This window comes from Ginsengibacter hankyongi (assembly GCF_008710285.1).
In the GTDB taxonomy this organism is placed as follows: domain Bacteria; phylum Bacteroidota; class Bacteroidia; order Chitinophagales; family Chitinophagaceae; genus Ginsengibacter; species Ginsengibacter hankyongi.
Window position 1 is genome coordinate 116,846 of the sequence record NZ_VYQF01000002.1, and the last position, 18,199, is coordinate 135,044.

An 18,199-nucleotide genomic window follows, 5' to 3' on the forward strand; every position below is an offset into this window, starting at 1 on the left:
CTCACAGTGTGTAATCTTTTCATCAATGCATAAAATAGTTGTTGCAATAACAGGAGCAAGTGGCTCAATATATCCAAAAATATTACTTAATAAACTACAGTCGGTCAAAGATCAATGGTCTTCACTCGGCATAATAATCACAGATAATGCCAAACTTGTTTGGAAAACAGAATTGGAAAATGATGATTACAACTCCTTTGATGATGCTGCCTATTTTTCAAAGAATGATTTTATGGCTCCGTTTGCATCGGGGTCGGGAGATTATGATACTATGATAATTGTTCCGTGCAGTATGGGAACGCTGGGTAGAATAGCCTCGGGAATTTCAGATGATTTAATATCAAGAGCGGCTGATGTTATCCTGAAAGAAAGACGAAAACTAATTTGTGTCGTAAGAGATACACCGTACAATCTTATTCATCTTCGTAATATGGAAACGATTACGCTGGCTGGCGGAATTATATGTCCCGCAACACCTTCGTTTTATAGTAAACCTAAAACTATTGAAGAAGTTGCTTCCACCGTTATTGATCGCGTCCTCGACCTGGGGGGTATTAAAATTAAAACGTATAGATGGGGAAATTAAAAAGCGCCTCTCTGAGAAGGCGCTTTCTTCAGAGTAGTTTCGAGAGAACTTTTATCTAAGATCTATAACTTCTACCTTAGGATAATTCTTAGCATTAAAAACAAATAAAGCGTCAGGTAGATTTGTATTAGTTTTCATACTGGTGATAGTATATGTATACCGGTCGCCTGTTTTTTGAAATACTTTTGTATTAGTAATAGCGAGAGTTTTTTTATCAACATCTACAAGGACCTTGAAAAAAGGCTTAGTTTTATCTACAGGCGTTAATTCAATTTCGTCTACAATTTTATTTCCTTGTTTACTTTCTCCATTTAGTTTATACAAAAAATCTTTGTCATAAAAATTCGTAAACATTTTTTGAGGAGTAATTGTATTTGTGGAAGGATCAAACTTAGTTAACTGAACTTCATTGGCAGATTTATCATATGTCCAGATGTTGGTTCCATCACTGTAAATTTCCTGTCCTGAAACACTAATTCTGTATTGAGACCCTTTCATACTTACTACACCGGTTTTGGTACCCATTGCCTTCCCTGAAGAATTTTCAATCTTAAGAGTAAAATGTGCCTCCACCGTTTTATATGTTTTGAATTTAGCACTAACGTTATCCAATATTGTTTTTGCGTCTGCATCACTTTTGCCCAAAGAATTTGACTGCGAAAACGAAGCAAACGTTGTTAACAAGAAAATAAGAGGTAGTAATTTTTTAATCATCATATTGAATTGAAAGACTTTAGGAATGGCAAATATACATTATAGACGCGGGTTTGCCGACTTGGGTTTAAGAGCGGAACTTATGAAATTGTTAATATTGCATCAATAATAATGGAAATAGGAAATACTGAAACAATCCACGATTCGCTAAACCCAATTAAAAGATATGATGGGAAAATATTGAATAGTTGAAGATATCCCTTCACGTATTAATTACTCATCTCTCCCTGCAATTGAATTGGATCGGATACTTTATTACGTTCACTAAATTCCTTTGCTGCTTTTATAAAGCTTACAAAAATAGGTTGGGGATTTTCTACAGTACTTTTCAATTCGGGGTGATATTGAACGCCAATAAAAAATGGATGTTCATTCAATTCAAGTATTTCTACAAGCCCTGTTTGCGGATTGATGCCGCTTGCTATCATTCCGGCTTGCTCAAACCGATTGAGATAGCTGTTATTAAATTCCCAGCGATGTCGATGTCTTTCATTTATATCCGTTGTACCATAAATATGATGAGCCAATGTGTTTTCTTTTATTTTACATGGATAAGAACCTAACCTCATAGTTCCTCCTTTTATAGTAATTTTCTTTTGCTCCTCCATCATGTCAATAACCGGGCTGGGAGTATCAGGTTGCATCTCGGTCGAGTCGGCATCTTGTATACCCAATACATTCCTGGCAAATTCTATTGCTGCCATTTGCATACCGAGGCAAATTCCAAAAAAAGGAAGTTTGTTTTCCCGGGCATATTTTACCGCTATAATTTTTCCCTCAATCCCCCTGAAACCAAATCCTGGCGCAACAAGAAGTCCATCGAGGCCATTTAATTTCTCACAAACATTTTCATCGGTAATAAATTCGCTGTGAACATTTACAATCTGCACCTTGCAATCGTTCATTGCGCCGGCATGTATAAACGATTCCAATATTGATTTATAAGCATCCTGTAACTCAATATATTTTCCAATTAGGCCAATAGTTACTTTATTAAGAGGATGCCTGAGTTTATCAAGAAATTCTTTCCACTTTGTAAGCTCCGGCTCATTATAATTAGTAATATTTAGTTTTTTTAAAACGATCAGATCAAGCTTTTCACGTAACATGTAAATAGGTACTTCATAAATTGTTGCTGCATCAGCAGCTTCAATAACCGCATTCTGTTTTACATTACAAAAAAGAGCAATTTTTCTTTTTATTTCATCGCTAAGGGGTCTTTCTGTTCTGCAAACTAATATATCCGGATGTACGCCATTCTCGCTCATTAATTTTACACTATGCTGTGTTGGTTTGGTTTTTAGCTCTTTAGCGGCTTTCAGGTAAGGGATCAAGGTCAGATGTACAATTATACAATCTTCTTCAGGCATTTCCCACTGCAATTGGCGAACAGCTTCAATAAACGGAAGGCTTTCTATATCGCCAACTGTACCCCCGATTTCTGTTATAATAATATCAAATTCTTTTTTCTCTCCAAGCAAAAGCATTCTGCGTTTAATCTCGTCCGTTATATGCGGTACCACCTGCACGGTTTTACCAAGATAATCGCCCTCTCTTTCTTTATTAATTACTGTTTGATAAATGCGGCCCGTTGTAACGTTATTTGCCTGGGATGTATAAATATTAAGAAATCTTTCATAATGGCCTAGGTCAAGATCAGTCTCAGCGCCATCCTCTGTCACAAAGCACTCCCCATGTTCGTAAGGATTGAGCGTACCAGGATCAACATTAATATATGGATCGAATTTTTGAATGGTAACCTTTAGACCTCTTGCCTGCAAAAGTTTAGCAAGAGACGCTGCAATTATACCCTTACCTAAAGATGAGGTAACACCGCCGGTTACGAAAATATACTTGGCCATTTTAGCGACATTTGTTTTAAAAATAAAATGCCATTCAAAACAACTGGAAAAATATATGCTGTTTGAACGACTTAAAAACTGACCAGCGGAAGAAAGTGAAATATAAAATCCGTGAGGTCATGCAAACTTACAGAAAATTTTTGGGTGGTATTGTATAGGTTATATGTTTTGTGGAAAAGATATTATTTCCCTATATATTTTTGAATATCTCTAAAAAGATATGTTAATAATATTGGTTTTTTGAAAGATAATTTCTTATATAATCATCTACCCCTTCTTCTAATGAAAACATTTTTTCAGTATATCCGGCTGCTTTAATCTTTTGCATTTCGGCCTGGGTGTAATATTGGTAAGTATTTCGAATGTCTTCCGGCATGTCGATGTAGCGGATGTCAGGTTTTAAATCCATCGCGGAAAAAGTGGCTTTCACCAGGTCATTAAAGCTGCGAGCTTTCCCTGTACCCACGTTGTAAATTCCGGAAATAAATAATTTATGATCTTTTTGCCAGCATTTTAAAAACCAGAAACAAATTTTAAGAACATCCTTCACATAAATAAAATCCCGGAGTTGTTCCCCATCATTGAATTCTGGCTTATGTGATTTAAATAGTTTTACAAAACCATTTTTAATAATTTGATTATACGAATGAAAAATCACACTTGCCATTCTGGCTTTATGATATTCGTTTGGCCCATATACATTAAAAAATTTCAGCCCTGCCCATGCTGGCGGCGATTTTGATTCAGGTAAGCTATCATCCTGAACCTGTCGAAGTTTGTCATCCTGAGCCCGTCGAAGTTTGTCATCCTGAGCCGGTCGAAGGGCCCATTTATCAAACTCATTTTTAGAAATGCCGTAAGGATTTAAAGGCTTTAATTTTTCAATAATTGATTCATCGTCATTATAACCCAATTCGCCTGCGCCATAGGTTGCAGCAGAAGATGCATATACAAGTGGAATATTATTTTCACAGCAATACCTCCACATTTTTTGGGAGTATGCTACATTTAAGTGTTCATGAATTGAATAATCGAATTCTGTAGTATCAGTCCGCGCCCCAATGTGATATACAAATTCTATTTTCGGTTGTTCTTTTTGAAGCCATTCAAAAAATAACTCTCTTTCGATTTTTTTCAAAAACTTTTTCCCTTTAAGATTAACGTCTTTATCTGTTTGAGAAAAATCATCTACCAAAATAAGTTTGTTATAGCCTTCAGTATTTAGAAATGACACAAGGCAGCTTCCAATAAATCCGGCTGCGCCCGTTATTACAATATTTGAGTCTTTATCCATTATTCAGGCAGATAGCTTTTAAAATAATTTCCAATAGCATTATCATACTTTTCGCGCCATTCGGTTATGTTTCCCCAACTATCTTTATTAATAATTATTTCTCCTGCGGTTACTTTTCCTAATTTTTCAAATGGAATATTTAAAGATGCTTCAAATTCTTCAATAATACCAGGGTTAACGGTAACTACAACCCTGCCCTGTGCTTCTCCAAACCAAAATGCATCGTTGCGAATGGAAGAATTTTTTTGGGTGGCTTCGAAACCTAATGACCTGTTAAAGCCGCTTTCAGTAAGTGTTACAAAAAGGCCTCCTTCGCTTATATCATGAGCGGATGCAATCATTTTTTTAGCGATTAACATGCTAACGACCTCGTGCAAACGAAATTCTTCTTCCAGATTAAAATAAGGGGCCGGTGAAAATTCAACACCACATATTTTGTGTAAGTATTCAGAGCAATTAATATCATTTTCGCTCTTTCCCAATAAGTAAATTATATCACCCTCATTTTTAAAATCCAGCGTCATTTTATTATCCGCATCTTCCAAAAGGCCAACCATACCAATTGTAGGAGTTGGATAAACCGGCCCCGAAGGCGATTGGTTATAGAAGCTAACATTACCCCCTGTAACAGGAGTATTAAACTTATTACATGCTTCAGTCATTCCTTTTATACTTTCAACAAACTGGTAATATACTTCAGGGTCATAAGGATTACCATAATTAAGACAATTTGTAATTCCTAATGGCAAACCGCCACTACAAACAATATTTCTTGCTGCTTCGCTTACGGCAATCATACAACCAACATAAGGATTTGCAAATACATACCGGCTGTTACAATCAGTTGTAAGAGCCAAAGCTTTTGATGTTTCTTTTATAGCTACTACAGATGCATCCGATGGGGCGTTAGTATTTAAATTGGCGGTACCCACCATACTGTCGTATTGATTATAAATCCATTTTTTTGAAGCAATATTGGGAAGCGCAATTATTTTTTCTGCAATTGATTTTATATCCTGCGGAACCGGGATATCATCTATCTTAAATGCATTAATTTTTTCAAAATAAGCAGGGGCTTTAAACTCTCTTTCATAAACAGGAGCTCCGCCGCCCAGCACCATACTTTCCGCGGGTATTTCTGCTTCCAGTGTATCATTCATATAAAAACGTAATATTTCACCGGGAATAACTTCACCAATTTGCGAGCAAGGCAAGTCCCATTTCTCAAATATCTCAATTACTTCTTTTTCCCGTCCTTTTGCAACTGTCAAGAGCATTCTCTCCTGGCTTTCGCTTAATAATAGTTCCCATGCTTTCATGTTTTTTTGACGGGTAGGAACTTTTTCAAGATGAATATTCATTCCTACACCGCCTTTGGCGCTTGTTTCCGCAGTGGAGCAAATGATACCAGCTGCACCCATATCCTGCATTCCAATAAGAGCTCCCGTAGCAATTACTTCAAGGCAGGCCTCCAATAATTTTTTTTCCTGGAAAGGATCTCCCACCTGCACTGCGGGCAGATCTTCCATGCTATTTTCTGTTATATCAGCTGAGGCAAATGCTGCTCCGCCCATTCCGTCTTTACCTGTGGCACTTCCGGCAATAAACACGGGATTTCCTTCTCCGGTTGCTGTGGCACTAACGGTATGCCCTAAGCGCACAACGCCCGCACTCATAGCATTTACTAAAGGATTAGTATGATAACAATCTTCAAAATAAATTTCACCTCCTACAGTAGGAACGCCAAAGCAATTACCATAATGGCCAATGCCGTGAACAATCCCGCTTACAAGGTGTCGCGTTTTTTCACTTTCAAGATTTCCAAACCGTAATGAATTTAATGCAGCGATGGGGCGGGCACCCATTGTAAAAATATCTCTATGTATGCCTCCTACTCCGGTTGCTGCGCCCTGGAAAGGTTCAATAGCAGATGGATGATTGTGGCTCTCAATCTTAAATACAACTCCCCATCCATCACCAATATCCATTAGGCCGGCATTTTCATCACCAGCTTTCACCAATAATTTAGAGCCCTCCCGCGGAAGGGTCTTTAGCCATTTTATTGAATTTTTATAACTGCAGTGCTCGCTCCACATTACAGAGTAAGCGCTCAACTCAGTAAAATTAGGTGTGCGTCCAAGTATTTGAACAATTTTTTCAAACTCGTCTTTTTTAAGACCTAGTTTTTCGGCAATTTCAAATGTTATTTCCATAAATGTTTAGAAGCGCAAACTTACAATCTCCTGAACTTTATATAAGAAATCTGGTGTAAATATTTTAACTAACTTCCCACAATTAAAATTTTTGCCGGTTGTCTTATCTACTTTTTACATTTTATCTTATTCTTTTCAGCTGGCTTATTACCCGCATCCAATTTTTAAAAAAATCCCAACTTGGAAACCGAATTCTTATCGCATTATTTTTAATTAGGATTATTGTTGGGTTGATAAATGCATATATAAATCTTTATTATTTGCCTGTCTCGGACAGTGTCGCTTTTCATATAGATGGCATCCAGGAGTACCACCTGTTATTCCAAAATCCATATGAATATGCGACCAATATTTTTCAAACAGGGCATAATAGCTACGGAAACTTATTAGAAAGCTCTAATTCTTTTTGGAACGATACGAGAAGTAACCTCATCATAAAAATGTTATCTCTATTTGATATTTTCACGAGATTAAATTTTTTCATCAATTCTCTTTTTTATAACTTTTTAGTATTTTTTGGAACCGTCGGGCTTTACAAAGTATTTATCAAAATATTTCCGACCTATAGATTTGTTTTAATTGGCTGCATTTTTTTATTGCCGTCTGTTATTTTCTTCAGTAGCAGCATTCACCGTGATGGCCTGATGTACTTATCCTTGTCAATGGTTATCTATCATTTATTTTTTATGATGAAAAATAATAGCTATCCAGCTAAGAAAATTTTAACCACCTTATTTTTCTTATTACTCATTTTTCTTATAAGAAATTTTGTATTTATAATATTAGTCCCCCCTATTTTGGCTTGGATCATATCAGAAAAAAGGCCAAAACATACATTTTTCATATTCGTAGGAATTTATTTACTAATAGGAATATTATTTTTCTCTACCGTGTATTTGCCGCCGGCATATAATCTTCCGGCTCATGTTTCAAGTCGCCAAACCAATTTTATAGAGATCGCTAAAAATGGTGCTTCCGCTATAAATATAAATCCACTTTATCCTAATTTAAGAAGCTTTCTAATTAATATACCACAGGCGCTCAATCATAGTTTTATGCGCCCTTATCTTTCGGAACATAGTAATTTTTTATACATTCCATCATCAGTTGAAATATTTTTCTATGAGATATTGCTACTACTGTTCGTCTTTTTCAGGATAAAAAATGCAACAATTTACCCCTTGATTTACTTTTCGGTTTTTCTAACTGTCACAATGTTCCTGGTTATTGGTTACACCATTCCAATAATCGGTGCCATTGTAAGGTATAGAAGTATATATTTACCATTCCTAGTAATTCCGATAATTTGCTATACCGATTGGCGGAAATTTAAACGGACATTTCATATTAAAATATAATTGTATGTTTATTTTTATCCACAGTTAGCGAAATTTTAACCACATTTATAAAAAAATCTTTGTTTTTCTAACTTAGAACACTTTTTTTTGCTTTCTAAAATTGAAAAAAATGCAATCTTTAAGACTAAATGCTCTTTACAATTTAATTTCTGATTCTAAAAATCAACTTGCTCCACCGTCTAAAAAAATTACTGCAATTTTCGGAGAAAATGTTTTTTCCCTAAAAAAAGCAAGGGAATTTTTGAGTGATGATGCTTATAAAAGTTTGGTGTCTTCAATAAAAAGCCAAAGTAAAATTGACCGCAGAATGGGTGACCAAATTGCTTCAGGTTTAAAAGCCTGGGCAGAAACCAGGAAAGTAACCCACTATACACACTGGTTTCAACCGCTTACCGGGGCAACCGCCGAAAAGCACGATTCTTTTTTTACGCTTAAAAGTGATGGCTCTGCACTTGAAGAATTTGATGGTGCTGCACTTATTCAGCAGGAGCCAGATGCTTCCTCTTTCCCAAGCGGTGGCTTAAGAGCAACTTTCGAAGCTCGTGGATATACTGCATGGGATCCTTCTTCTCCTCCATTTATAATGGAAATTGGCGAAGGAAGAACTTTATGTATTCCAACAATATTCGTGTCTTACACTGGTGAATCACTGGATGCCAAAACTCCTTTGCTGAAGGCTTTAGTTGCCCTGGATAAAGCTGCAATAGATGTATGCCAGTACTTTGATAAGAACATTACTTCCGTAACACCCACACTGGGTTGGGAGCAGGAATATTTTGTTATAGATGCAGGAATTGCCAATGCACGTCCGGATATCGTTATGACAGGCAGAACCGTATTTGGACATGCGCCTGCTAAGGGTCAGCAATTGGAAGATCATTATTTTGGCTCTATTCCCGAAAGAATTTACGCTTTCATGAGAGATTATGAAACTGAAGCATATAGATTAGGTATTCCACTTCGCACAAGGCATAACGAGGTAGCACCATCGCAATTTGAATGTGCTCCTATTTTTGAAGAGGTAAATCTCGCTGTTGACCACAATACCCTTTTAATGGATGTGATGACACGTGTTGCAAAAAATCACAACCTGATGGTATTACTGCATGAAAAACCGTTTGCAGGAATTAATGGAAGCGGTAAGCATAACAACTGGAGCATGGCGACCAATACCGGAGTTAACCTTTTGTCCCCTGGCAAAACGCCAAAGACCAATTTAATGTTCCTTACGTTTTTTGTAAATACCATTAAAGCGGTTCACGATCATGCAGATCTTTTAAGAGCCTCTATTGCATCTGCAGGTAATGATCATAGGTTAGGTGCTAATGAAGCTCCTCCTGCTATCATTTCAATTTTCATTGGCAAATATTTAACCGATGTATTAAATCAAATTGAAAAAAGAGTTGGCGATAAATTCGATGAGCAGGACGAAGCAATTTTGAAATTGGATATTCATAAAAGCATCCCTGAATTGATGCTTGATAATACCGATAGAAACCGGACTTCACCTTTTGCGTTTACCGGAAATAAATTTGAATTCAGGGCCGTTGGTTCTGCTGCAAACTGTGCTTCTGCTATGACGGTTTTAAATACAATCATGGGAGAAACACTTGCTCAATTTAAAGTAGATGTGGATGCATTAATTGATACGGGAGAAAAGAAAGAAGTGGCAATAATGCAAATAATCCAAAAATATATTGTTGATAGCAAATCTGTTTTATTTGAAGGAGATGGATACAGCGAAGAATGGGAAAAAGAAGCTAAAAGAAGAGGCTTACCGAATGTAAAAACAACTCCTCTCGCACTAGACGCTTTTGTAACTGATAAAGCAAAAAAATTATTTGCACACCATAATATTTATACCCACAGCGAACTTGAAGCAAGGCATGAGATAATGCTTGAAAATTATGTGAAAAAAGTGCAAATCGAGGCAAGGGTGATTGGAGATCTTGCTACAACCTACATACTTCCGGCGGCTATAAAATATCAGAACATTTTAATTCAAAATATACAAGGGCTCAAGGATATCGGCATAGAAGAAAGTGGTTATGCCAATCAAAAGCATATCGCGACTAAAATTTCAGAACATATTGCTAATATCAGCACCAGCGTAGAATCAATGATTGAGGCCAGGAAAGCGGCTAACAAAGTTGAGGACAGCCGTGAAAAAGCCATTGCTTATTGCGATAATATAAAAGTTCATTTTGATAAAATAAGATACCACGTAGATAAACTGGAACTTCTTGTGGACGATGAGTTCTGGGAATTACCAAAATACCGTGAGATGCTTTTTTTAAGATAATTCGACTCTAAATTTATATAAAACCCTGTTTCGAACAGGGTTTTATATTATCTGACTTGTTAGGTCATAATAAAAAAAATCTTAAAGATCATAAAATAATAAACCCGGCCATGGCCGGGTTTATTATTTTATGATCAAACTTATGCTACAGTTTTTTCATGCATATTAACATCATTTCTAAAAACCACTACTCCATCAAATACATCTACCAATACAGGATGAGATTTATCAATAGTTCCGCTCAATAATTTTTTGCTTAATTGATTCACAATTTGTTTTTGAATCAATCTTTTTAAAGGTCTTGCACCAAACTGCGGATCAAATCCATTTTCAGCAAGATAATCCAGCGCGTACTCGCTAAACTCCAAGACTACTCCATTTTTTTGTAATTGTTCTTTAAGGTCCTGAAGTTGTATTCTGATGATATCTTTTATTTCACCCTTCATTAAAGGCTGGAACATAATTATTTCGTCAATACGATTTAAAAACTCAGGACGAATGGTTTGTCTTAATAATTCCAAAACTTCTCGCCTGGTTTCATCCACCACTTTAACTTTATTTTCTTCAGTAACATTATCAAAGTTTGCCTGTATAATATGGCTGCCCATATTGCTTGTCATTATGATGATGGTATTTTTAAAATTCACTACTCTTCCTTTATTATCAGTAAGTCGCCCATCGTCCAAAACCTGCAATAAAATATTAAATACATCGGGATGCGCTTTTTCAATTTCATCCAGCAATATTACGCTGTATGGTTTGCGTCTAACCGCTTCAGTTAGCTGGCCACCTTCATCATAACCAACATATCCCGGAGGAGCACCCACCAACCTGCTCACTGAATGTTTTTCCTGGTACTCACTCATGTCTATCCTTGTCATCATGCTGTCGTCATTAAACAAATATTCTGCAAGCGCTTTTGCCAATTCAGTTTTACCTACGCCGGTTGTTCCAAGAAAAATAAAAGAACCTAATGGCTTTTTAGGATCGTGTAAACCTGCGCTGCTTCTGCGTATAGCATCTGCAACAGCTTCAATAGCCTCATCTTGCCCTATCACACGCTTGTGCAACTCATCCTCAAGATTTAATAATTTATCCTTTTCACTTTGCATCATTTTGCTAACGGGAATTCCGGTTGCCTTTGCTACACTTTCTGCAATATCTTCAGCATCCACTTCTTCTTTCAATAATCTTTTTTCACTTATTTCATTAAGCTGAACAGTAAAATCATTTATGATTTTTTCCTGGTCCTGTAACTTCCCATATCTTATTTCTGCGACCTTACCATAATCCCCTTCACGTTCTGCTTTTTCAGCAGCCATTTTTAGATTTTCAATTTCAGCTTTGGCATTTTGCACTTTTTCAACAATCTCTTTTTCCTGTTGCCATTTGGCTTTAAATGTATCCCGCTGAACAGATAAGTTGGAAATCTCTGTATTAAGTTCTTTTAATTTAGCGGCATCTTTTTCCCTTTTAATAGCCTCTCTTTCTATTTCAAGCTGCCTTATTGCTCTTTCAAGTTTATCCAGTTCTTCAGGCATTGAATTCATTTCAAGCCTTAATTTGGCAGCACTTTCATCAATAAGATCAATCGCTTTATCAGGTAAAAACCTGTCAGTAATATAACGATGAGATAATTCAACGGCAGCAATAATGGCTTCATCTTTAATACGCACATGATGATGTGTTTCATACTTATCTTTTATACCTCTCAAAATTGAAATAGCATCTTCCACATTGGGTTCATCTACCATTACTTTTTGAAACCTTCTTTCAAGCGCTTTATCTTTTTCAAAGAATTTCTGATACTCATTTAAAGTGGTTGCTCCAATAGCACGAAGCTCACCACGAGCTAAAGCCGGTTTTAAAATATTAGCCGCATCCATAGCTCCTTCGCTGGCTCCGGCGCCCACCAAAGTATGTATCTCATCAATAAATAAAACAATCTCTCCATTGCTATCTCCTACTTCTTTAATTACTGATTTTAATCTTTCTTCAAATTCTCCTTTATACTTTGCTCCTGCAATTAAAAGCCCCATATCCAGGGCAAAAATTATTTTAGATCTTAAATTTTCAGGAACATCCCCATTAACAATACGATGAGCCAAACCTTCTGCTATAGCCGTTTTACCAACACCAGGCTCACCAACCAGTATGGGATTATTTTTGGTTCTTCTTGATAAAATATGCAATGTTCTTCTTATTTCTTCATCACGGCCAATAACAGGGTCGAGTTTATTGCTTCTCGCCAATTCATTGAGATTTTTCGCATATTTATTTAAAGCATTAAACTGGGTTTCCGAAGTTTGGGAAGATACAGTAGAACCTTTTTTTAATTCTTTAATGGCTGCTATTAAACTCTTTTCGGTAAGACCTGCATCTTTCAAAATTTTTGCCGCATTATCATTCCCCTGGACAATTGCAAGCAACAAATGCTCAACACTGATAAATTCATCTTTGAAAGTTTTTAATGTCGCTGTAGCCCTTAACAAAACATTGTTTAAGTCACGGCTTATAACTTGCGCCGGTTCACCCTCTCCCATTTTTGGGAGTTTCTGTAAACTCTCATCAACTTTACCTTCCACAAAATTTACATTGATATTATTTTTTTTAAGTAGATACTCTACCGGGCTATCTTCATCTGCAAGCAATGCTTTCAGCAAATGCTCCGTTTCAATATTTGGATTTTTTTCATTGAAAGCTAATTGCTGAGCTTTCTGGAAAATCTCCTGGGACTTTATCGTTAAATTATTAAGATTCATATAGTAATTCTTTTATTCAAGTTTAAACTAAGGCCCACAAATATTAATCCAACAAAAATGCAAGATATTCTGTCCTATAAGTCCTCGGCGGTCTGCCGCAAATGCAGTCTTACAGACCCTTTCCTGTTATTTTTACAGGTTTCATGCGGGTAAGCAAAATTTAAAAATGCCGATGAATGATTAGCTAAAGAAATAAATAATTGAAAAATCATTTACAAGTTTTAATCAGCAGAAAAGAAAAGTATTTTTGCCAATTCATTTCATGCTGATAAAAGAACAACATACTGAATTTATAAAATCTACTGCAAAATCCCTGGGCTTCGACTATTGCGGAATTGCCAAAGCTCAACAATTGGATGACGATGCCCGCCGCCTTGAAAGCTGGTTAAATAAAGGGTTCCAGGGAAGTATGAATTACATGAACAATTATTTTGATCTTAGAATTGATCCTTCCAAATTAGTTCCGGGAGCAAAATCTGTTATCACTTTATTGCTGAATTATTATCCCGCTCAACAACAAAATGCCGAAGCGCCACAGGTTTCAAAATATGCTTATGGAAAAGATTACCATGAAGTGATTAAAGAAAAACTAAAAACATTTTTGCATTTGATAAAAGATAATATTGGAGATGTACATGGCAGAGGATTTACAGATAGCGCACCCGTACTCGAAAGAAGCTGGGCGCAAAAAAGCGGGCTTGGATGGATTGGTAAAAACGGGAACCTCATAACAAAAAATGACGGCTCATTTTTCTTTATAGCAACATTGATTACTGACCTGGATTTAGAAACAGATAATCCATTTATAAAAGATTATTGCGGCTCTTGTACAAAATGTATTGACAGTTGCCCTACTGATGCAATATTACCTGATAAAGTAATAGATGGAAGCAAATGCATTTCTTACTTCACCATAGAATTGAAAGATTTAATTATCCCCGGAAAGATGAAAGGAAAATTTGAAAACAAATTATTTGGCTGTGATGTTTGCCAGGATGTTTGTCCGTGGAACCGTTTTTCAAAGCCAATAACAGAAACTGCGTTTACTCCTTTGCGTGAGATATTAAATTTTACTAAAAATGATTGGGAAGAACTTACAGAAGAATCTTTCAAAATTATTTTTAAAGACTCACCTTTAAAACGGCCGAAGTATTCGGGGATAAAAAGAAATTTAAAATTTATTTCATCTGAATAGATAACAAACTTCATCAAAAATCTACGCCGGCTTTTAGCACAACTCTTCCATTTCCATATTTATAACTACTGTAATCAACAGGGCACGGGCCAACCAGGCAAGGATTAACTACGCCCACTTTATTATTTATTTCTTTATAAGAAAATCCAGGGCTAAGAGTTAAATATGATTTTCTCAACTTAATCTTATATCCTATTCCAAAATCTGTATATACTCCTCCACTAAAATGATAAGAGTTATAATATATTTCTTTACCAGGTTTATTTTTTCCACTAATATTATACCCCAAATCACCATATACAAAAGCATTATTCCTTTTGCCAAAATATATTCTCTGGTCAAAAAATAAAGGGTACGAATTATAATTATAATCATCTTTGGCAAAGCCAATTCCGGAATAAACATTTTTATACGCAAATCCATTTACTGACTGTACCATCATATCTGTACCGCTTTCACCAATTACAAACCCGATTGAGTTTATTGAATGAAATTTTGCTTTTTTATTTTGAGCTTTCACATAAAAACTCATCAATAATACCGGCAGTAAAAATATAAGTGATTTATTTCGCATAAGCCTGTCAGTTAGTTTACAATATTTAGTTTACTTACCAGGTGAATATTATTTACATTGGAATAATCATACTGGTATAAGCCATCCTTTGCCACCACCAGCGCTATTTTGTTCCATGCTATAACATCATAAGTTTCCAGCCCGGGAAATTGTTTCAGTAATTGCAAGTTTAGTATGTTGGAAACATCGTAAATTTTGAGTCCATCTGTTCCATCACATATAAATAAAAGATTTCCATCTTTTGACAAACCAAGCGGGCTGGTTAAATTGTAGGTTTTTACCAATTCAGCATTGGTAAGATTATTCAATTTTACAACATCAAGTTCATTATTATAACCAAGGCATGTAGTTCCCGAATGTAAGGTAACATAAGCGTAGTTATCATCTGTAATTACAGGATCGCAGGAACGTGAATGGGTAAATTCTCCGACTTTTACCGGGTTTGAAGGTGAAGAATTGATATCATAAATAAACATTCCATTATTAGAGCCAACGAATAAATTATTTTTAAAAGGATAAATGGTTTCCACATGCCAGTCAACCTGCATTTGATTTGAAAATAGAGGATTGTTACCATTAGTAATATTGAAAACACTTAAATCCTGGTCGCCTACGGTGTATAGGTAATTACCTACCAATGCAAATCTGGCCATTGAGCCACCCTGGCCGATCGCAGGAGACGGGCTACTCTTAAAAGCTTGAGATGCATCATTGGCCAGTGCGATTCCGGGTGTATAATATAGTATGCCGTAAGAAGCACAATCCTGTGTAACAGTTGTATCTCTTTTTGTCCAATCAACAATTATTTTAGTGGAATCTGCGTAAAAGCCATTGCTATAAACTCTATACGGAAAAACTCCTTCGTTATATTTTTTTACAACGACGTGTAAGGGGTCCGTTATATCCAGAGTGACAAGGTCGGTATACAAATCTGCATAAAGTGTATTACCCTTTACAGCTATGTCTTCATTTCCGGGAATATCAATAAAAGCAATATTTTTAGGAGAAGAAGGATTACTGTTATCAATTATGTGTATTCCTTTATCCACTTCGTTTAAAAAAATATAGTTACCAAGCAAAAACAATTTTTCCTGGTTCCTGTATTTCTTTATCAGGATTACTTTTAATATTCGCTCTCACCTCGGCAGTTGTTTTATAAACCGGCAAATAGAGTGTATAGGAAAAAGCGTGTTTGCAGGTATCTTTCACACAACCGCTAAAAAAAATTATCGCCAGCAAAAAAATAACTAACCTGCTAATAATAAATAAATATTTTCTCATGATGATGATTTTTTGAATTGTTGACAACAGCCTTTTACAAAGCGTTGCATTTAATAATATTATTTACTGAAATTTATTTCTGTATGCAACCCGGTAAATACGAAACGTTTTTTATTGTACAATCCCTCATTGGCAATTTTAGATGCATCATAATAAAAATACGGGCCAATTAAAATTGAAGTTTTCTGTCTTGAATACAAAGACATAAGTATTGCTGTATTAAGCCCTACCTGGGTTTTATTTAATAATGAATTATCCTTGTAATAATAACCCGTAGTTGGACTAAATTGTAATGCATTGCTGTATATTAATTCCGAAAGTACCAACCCTCCTTGCAAGAACAACGGTATATTTTTCTCTTTCCCAATCTGTATTTTTATTGAGAACGGAACCTCAACAAAACTAAGATGATCAATGAATTTATTTGTTGTCAATCTTGCACTATATCTACCGCTTGAATCATATAGTTTATTAGAAATATTGAAGGATTTAAAATTTATTCCTGAAACCAATTTTGCTTTTTTCGAGATATTTTTTTCGGCAAATACGCCAGCAATAAAACCAAAGCCGGATTTTGTTATTGACGATGAAAATGCGGATTGAGATCCTCCTGAATTTAATGAACCGGGGCTGGAATAAACGGGTGGATTATTAAGCGCTAAAAAATCCTTTCCTACTCCTGATATCCCGCCTGAAAATAATATCCCAAACTTCCATTTATTTTTCTTTGATTGCTTTACAGTTGCAGTGTTAGCTTTTTTGTTCTTTAATGTATCGCTATCCTTTGTTGCAGCGTTCACAGCAACTGGCTTTGACGAAGTAACACCGTTGATTTTTTCATGAACAGAATCTTTGAACTCGTTTTTCATCTTGTTTTCAACTTGTACATCAGAAGATTGTCCGGATATTATTCCAGATTCAATTTTCTCTTTAATCTTCGTTGCCACCTTCTTCTGTTTAAAGAATGCGATAGCAGTTTTTTCTTTTGAATTTCTTTTTGCATTTGCTTTCGAATTCTTTAAAACTTTATAATAGTGTGTATTATTTTTATCGTTATCATTTTTTCCGGCAAGGTCTGCTGTCTGATTTTCTTTTTGATTAACAGGTCCGGGTACAGAATTATTTTCTGGTTGAGCTTTTTCATTTTCCTTTCCTGAGGCTTGAGTAGTATTTTTTAAAGAAGCAGATGTAATAGACGTATGATTCCCCGAAAGCCTTTGCTGCATTGTATTCCAAAGCCAATAACCTCCGGATAAAACAAGGCCTGTAAATAAAAATAAAATGATCAACCCCCATTTACGATCTTTCTTTTTTTCAATTCGTACTTCAATTTTTTTCCAAACAGATTCGGACGGCTGAATTTTTAATTCATCCATTTTTTGTTGAACCTGTTTTTCAAATTTATTTTCTTCCATATCGCTCTTGTTGTTCTTTTAATGAAAATTTTTCAATCCATCCGATAAGTAAAGCCCGGGCACGTGCATATTGCGATCTTGATGTTCCGTCACTAATACCAAGCATAGACGCAATTTCAACATGAGTATACCCTTCTACTGCATGAAGATTAAAAATTGTTTGAAAGCCCGTCGGCAATTGACGTATCAATTCTGATAACTCTTTGGTTTGAAGCTGTATTACCGGATCGTTTACAGATACAGGATGCAAAGGCATTTCGCTAAACGAAAGATCATATTGATATTTCTTATTCGTCTTTAAAAAATTTAAAGCCGTATTTACCATAATTTTCCTGATCCATCCTCCTAATTCACCTTCAAATTTATAGCTGGATAAATGCTTAAACACTTTTACAAAACCATCCTGCAAAACGTCTTCAGCATCAGCAATACTTTTTGTATAACGAAAACAAACGCCCAGCATCGCGGGTGCAAAATGCTCATACAATTGCCTCTGTGCATCCGGAATGCCTTTAATACAATCTGTTACCAGCTTTCTATAATCCATATCTATATTACAGTTTGTTGACAACCCGTATTTGAATATCGTTGCATACAGTAATTATTTTATTCAAAAGAAGAAATTACCGATTAACTAACTTTG

General features: G+C 35.6%; 13 protein-coding genes. 3 read left to right on the forward strand and 10 right to left on the reverse strand.

What is annotated here, in order from left to right; all coding sequences use genetic code 11:
- Positions 1 to 25 precede the first annotated feature (25 nt).
- The gene (locus FW778_RS10030; RefSeq protein ID WP_150414571.1) at positions 26 to 586 is read left to right on the forward strand and encodes a UbiX family flavin prenyltransferase; all 561 of its coding nucleotides are present in this window, start codon (positions 26 to 28) and stop codon (positions 584 to 586) included.
- Between the two features lie 51 nt (positions 587 to 637).
- Here the strand turns inward: FW778_RS10030 and FW778_RS10035 are convergent, their stop codons facing one another.
- The 4 genes from FW778_RS10035 to purL form a co-directional block, all read right to left on the reverse strand.
- The gene (locus tag FW778_RS10035; RefSeq protein WP_150414572.1) at positions 638 to 1,303 is read right to left on the reverse strand and encodes a LolA family protein; all 666 of its coding nucleotides are present in this window, start codon (positions 1,301 to 1,303) and stop codon (positions 638 to 640) included.
- 206 nt (positions 1,304 to 1,509) lie between these two features.
- Positions 1,510 to 3,162 (reverse strand): CTP synthase, encoded by a 1,653-nt coding sequence (locus tag FW778_RS10040; protein ID WP_150414573.1) that lies wholly within the window; start codon positions 3,160 to 3,162, stop codon positions 1,510 to 1,512.
- Positions 3,163 to 3,385: 223 nt separating this feature from the next.
- Positions 3,386 to 4,456 (reverse strand): ADP-glyceromanno-heptose 6-epimerase, encoded by a 1,071-nt coding sequence (gene rfaD, locus FW778_RS10045; protein ID WP_150414574.1) that lies wholly within the window; start codon positions 4,454 to 4,456, stop codon positions 3,386 to 3,388.
- Positions 4,456 to 6,669: a phosphoribosylformylglycinamidine synthase subunit PurL gene (purL, locus tag FW778_RS10050; RefSeq protein ID WP_150414575.1), complete on the reverse strand. Its 2,214-nt coding sequence runs from the start codon at positions 6,667 to 6,669 to the stop codon at positions 4,456 to 4,458. Before purL ends, rfaD begins: the two co-directional genes overlap by 1 nt.
- Before the next feature lie 1,467 nt (positions 6,670 to 8,136).
- Between purL and FW778_RS10055 the strand changes: the two genes are divergently transcribed.
- On the forward strand, positions 8,137 to 10,329 hold the full coding sequence (locus tag FW778_RS10055; protein ID WP_150414576.1) for a glutamine synthetase III family protein: 2,193 nt from the start codon (positions 8,137 to 8,139) through the stop codon (positions 10,327 to 10,329).
- Between the two features lie 140 nt (positions 10,330 to 10,469).
- On the opposite strand, the gene clpB is transcribed toward FW778_RS10055, so the two are convergent.
- Entirely contained in the window at positions 10,470 to 13,091 is a 2,622-nt protein-coding gene (clpB, locus tag FW778_RS10060) for an ATP-dependent chaperone ClpB (RefSeq protein ID WP_150414577.1), read from the reverse strand.
- A gap of 262 nt (positions 13,092 to 13,353) precedes the next feature.
- Here clpB and queG point away from each other — a divergent pair, with 262 nt between their 5' ends.
- Positions 13,354 to 14,286 (forward strand): tRNA epoxyqueuosine(34) reductase QueG, encoded by a 933-nt coding sequence (gene queG / locus FW778_RS10065; protein ID WP_150414578.1) that lies wholly within the window; start codon positions 13,354 to 13,356, stop codon positions 14,284 to 14,286.
- Between the two features lie 13 nt (positions 14,287 to 14,299).
- On the opposite strand, the gene FW778_RS10070 is transcribed toward queG, so the two are convergent.
- From FW778_RS10070 to FW778_RS10090, 5 genes are read right to left on the reverse strand one after another with little or no spacing between them, the layout of a single operon-like run.
- The gene (locus FW778_RS10070; protein WP_150414579.1) at positions 14,300 to 14,860 is read right to left on the reverse strand and encodes a hypothetical protein; all 561 of its coding nucleotides are present in this window, start codon (positions 14,858 to 14,860) and stop codon (positions 14,300 to 14,302) included.
- 11 nt (positions 14,861 to 14,871) lie between these two features.
- Positions 14,872 to 15,909, reverse strand: a complete 1,038-nt coding sequence (locus FW778_RS10075) for an LVIVD repeat-containing protein (RefSeq protein WP_235906190.1) — start codon at positions 15,907 to 15,909, stop codon at positions 14,872 to 14,874.
- A gap of 19 nt (positions 15,910 to 15,928) precedes the next feature.
- Positions 15,929 to 16,141 carry a hypothetical protein gene (locus FW778_RS10080; RefSeq protein WP_150414581.1) on the reverse strand — a complete coding sequence of 71 codons (213 nt, stop codon included), beginning with the start codon at positions 16,139 to 16,141 and terminating at the stop codon, positions 15,929 to 15,931.
- A 59-nt stretch (positions 16,142 to 16,200) separates the two neighbouring features.
- Positions 16,201 to 17,556 (reverse strand): outer membrane beta-barrel protein, encoded by a 1,356-nt coding sequence (locus tag FW778_RS10085; protein WP_150414582.1) that lies wholly within the window; start codon positions 17,554 to 17,556, stop codon positions 16,201 to 16,203.
- Positions 17,543 to 18,103 (reverse strand): RNA polymerase sigma factor, encoded by a 561-nt coding sequence (locus FW778_RS10090; protein WP_150414583.1) that lies wholly within the window; start codon positions 18,101 to 18,103, stop codon positions 17,543 to 17,545. Before FW778_RS10090 ends, FW778_RS10085 begins: the two co-directional genes overlap by 14 nt.
- Positions 18,104 to 18,199 lie beyond the last annotated feature (96 nt).

Bases quoted from the DNA above. Each gene is read 5' to 3' on its own strand.
- FW778_RS10090 (WP_150414583.1), bottom strand. From the start codon at position 18,103: ATGGATTATAGAAAGCTGGTAACAGATTGTATTAAAGGCATTCCGGAT.
- FW778_RS10085 (WP_150414582.1), bottom strand. From the start codon at position 17,556: ATGGAAGAAAATAAATTTGAAAAACAGGTTCAACAAAAAATGGATGAA.
- FW778_RS10070 (WP_150414579.1), bottom strand. From the start codon at position 14,860: ATGCGAAATAAATCACTTATATTTTTACTGCCGGTATTATTGATGAGT.
- FW778_RS10035 (WP_150414572.1), bottom strand. From the start codon at position 1,303: ATGATGATTAAAAAATTACTACCTCTTATTTTCTTGTTAACAACGTTT.
- FW778_RS10040 (WP_150414573.1), bottom strand. From the start codon at position 3,162: ATGGCCAAGTATATTTTCGTAACCGGCGGTGTTACCTCATCTTTAGGT.
- queG (WP_150414578.1), top strand. From the start codon at position 13,354: ATGCTGATAAAAGAACAACATACTGAATTTATAAAATCTACTGCAAAA.
- rfaD (WP_150414574.1), bottom strand. From the start codon at position 4,456: ATGGATAAAGACTCAAATATTGTAATAACGGGCGCAGCCGGATTTATT.
- FW778_RS10055 (WP_150414576.1), top strand. From the start codon at position 8,137: ATGCAATCTTTAAGACTAAATGCTCTTTACAATTTAATTTCTGATTCT.
- clpB (WP_150414577.1), bottom strand. From the start codon at position 13,091: ATGAATCTTAATAATTTAACGATAAAGTCCCAGGAGATTTTCCAGAAA.
- FW778_RS10080 (WP_150414581.1), bottom strand. From the start codon at position 16,141: ATGAGAAAATATTTATTTATTATTAGCAGGTTAGTTATTTTTTTGCTG.
- purL (WP_150414575.1), bottom strand. From the start codon at position 6,669: ATGGAAATAACATTTGAAATTGCCGAAAAACTAGGTCTTAAAAAAGAC.
- FW778_RS10030 (WP_150414571.1), top strand. From the start codon at position 26: ATGCATAAAATAGTTGTTGCAATAACAGGAGCAAGTGGCTCAATATAT.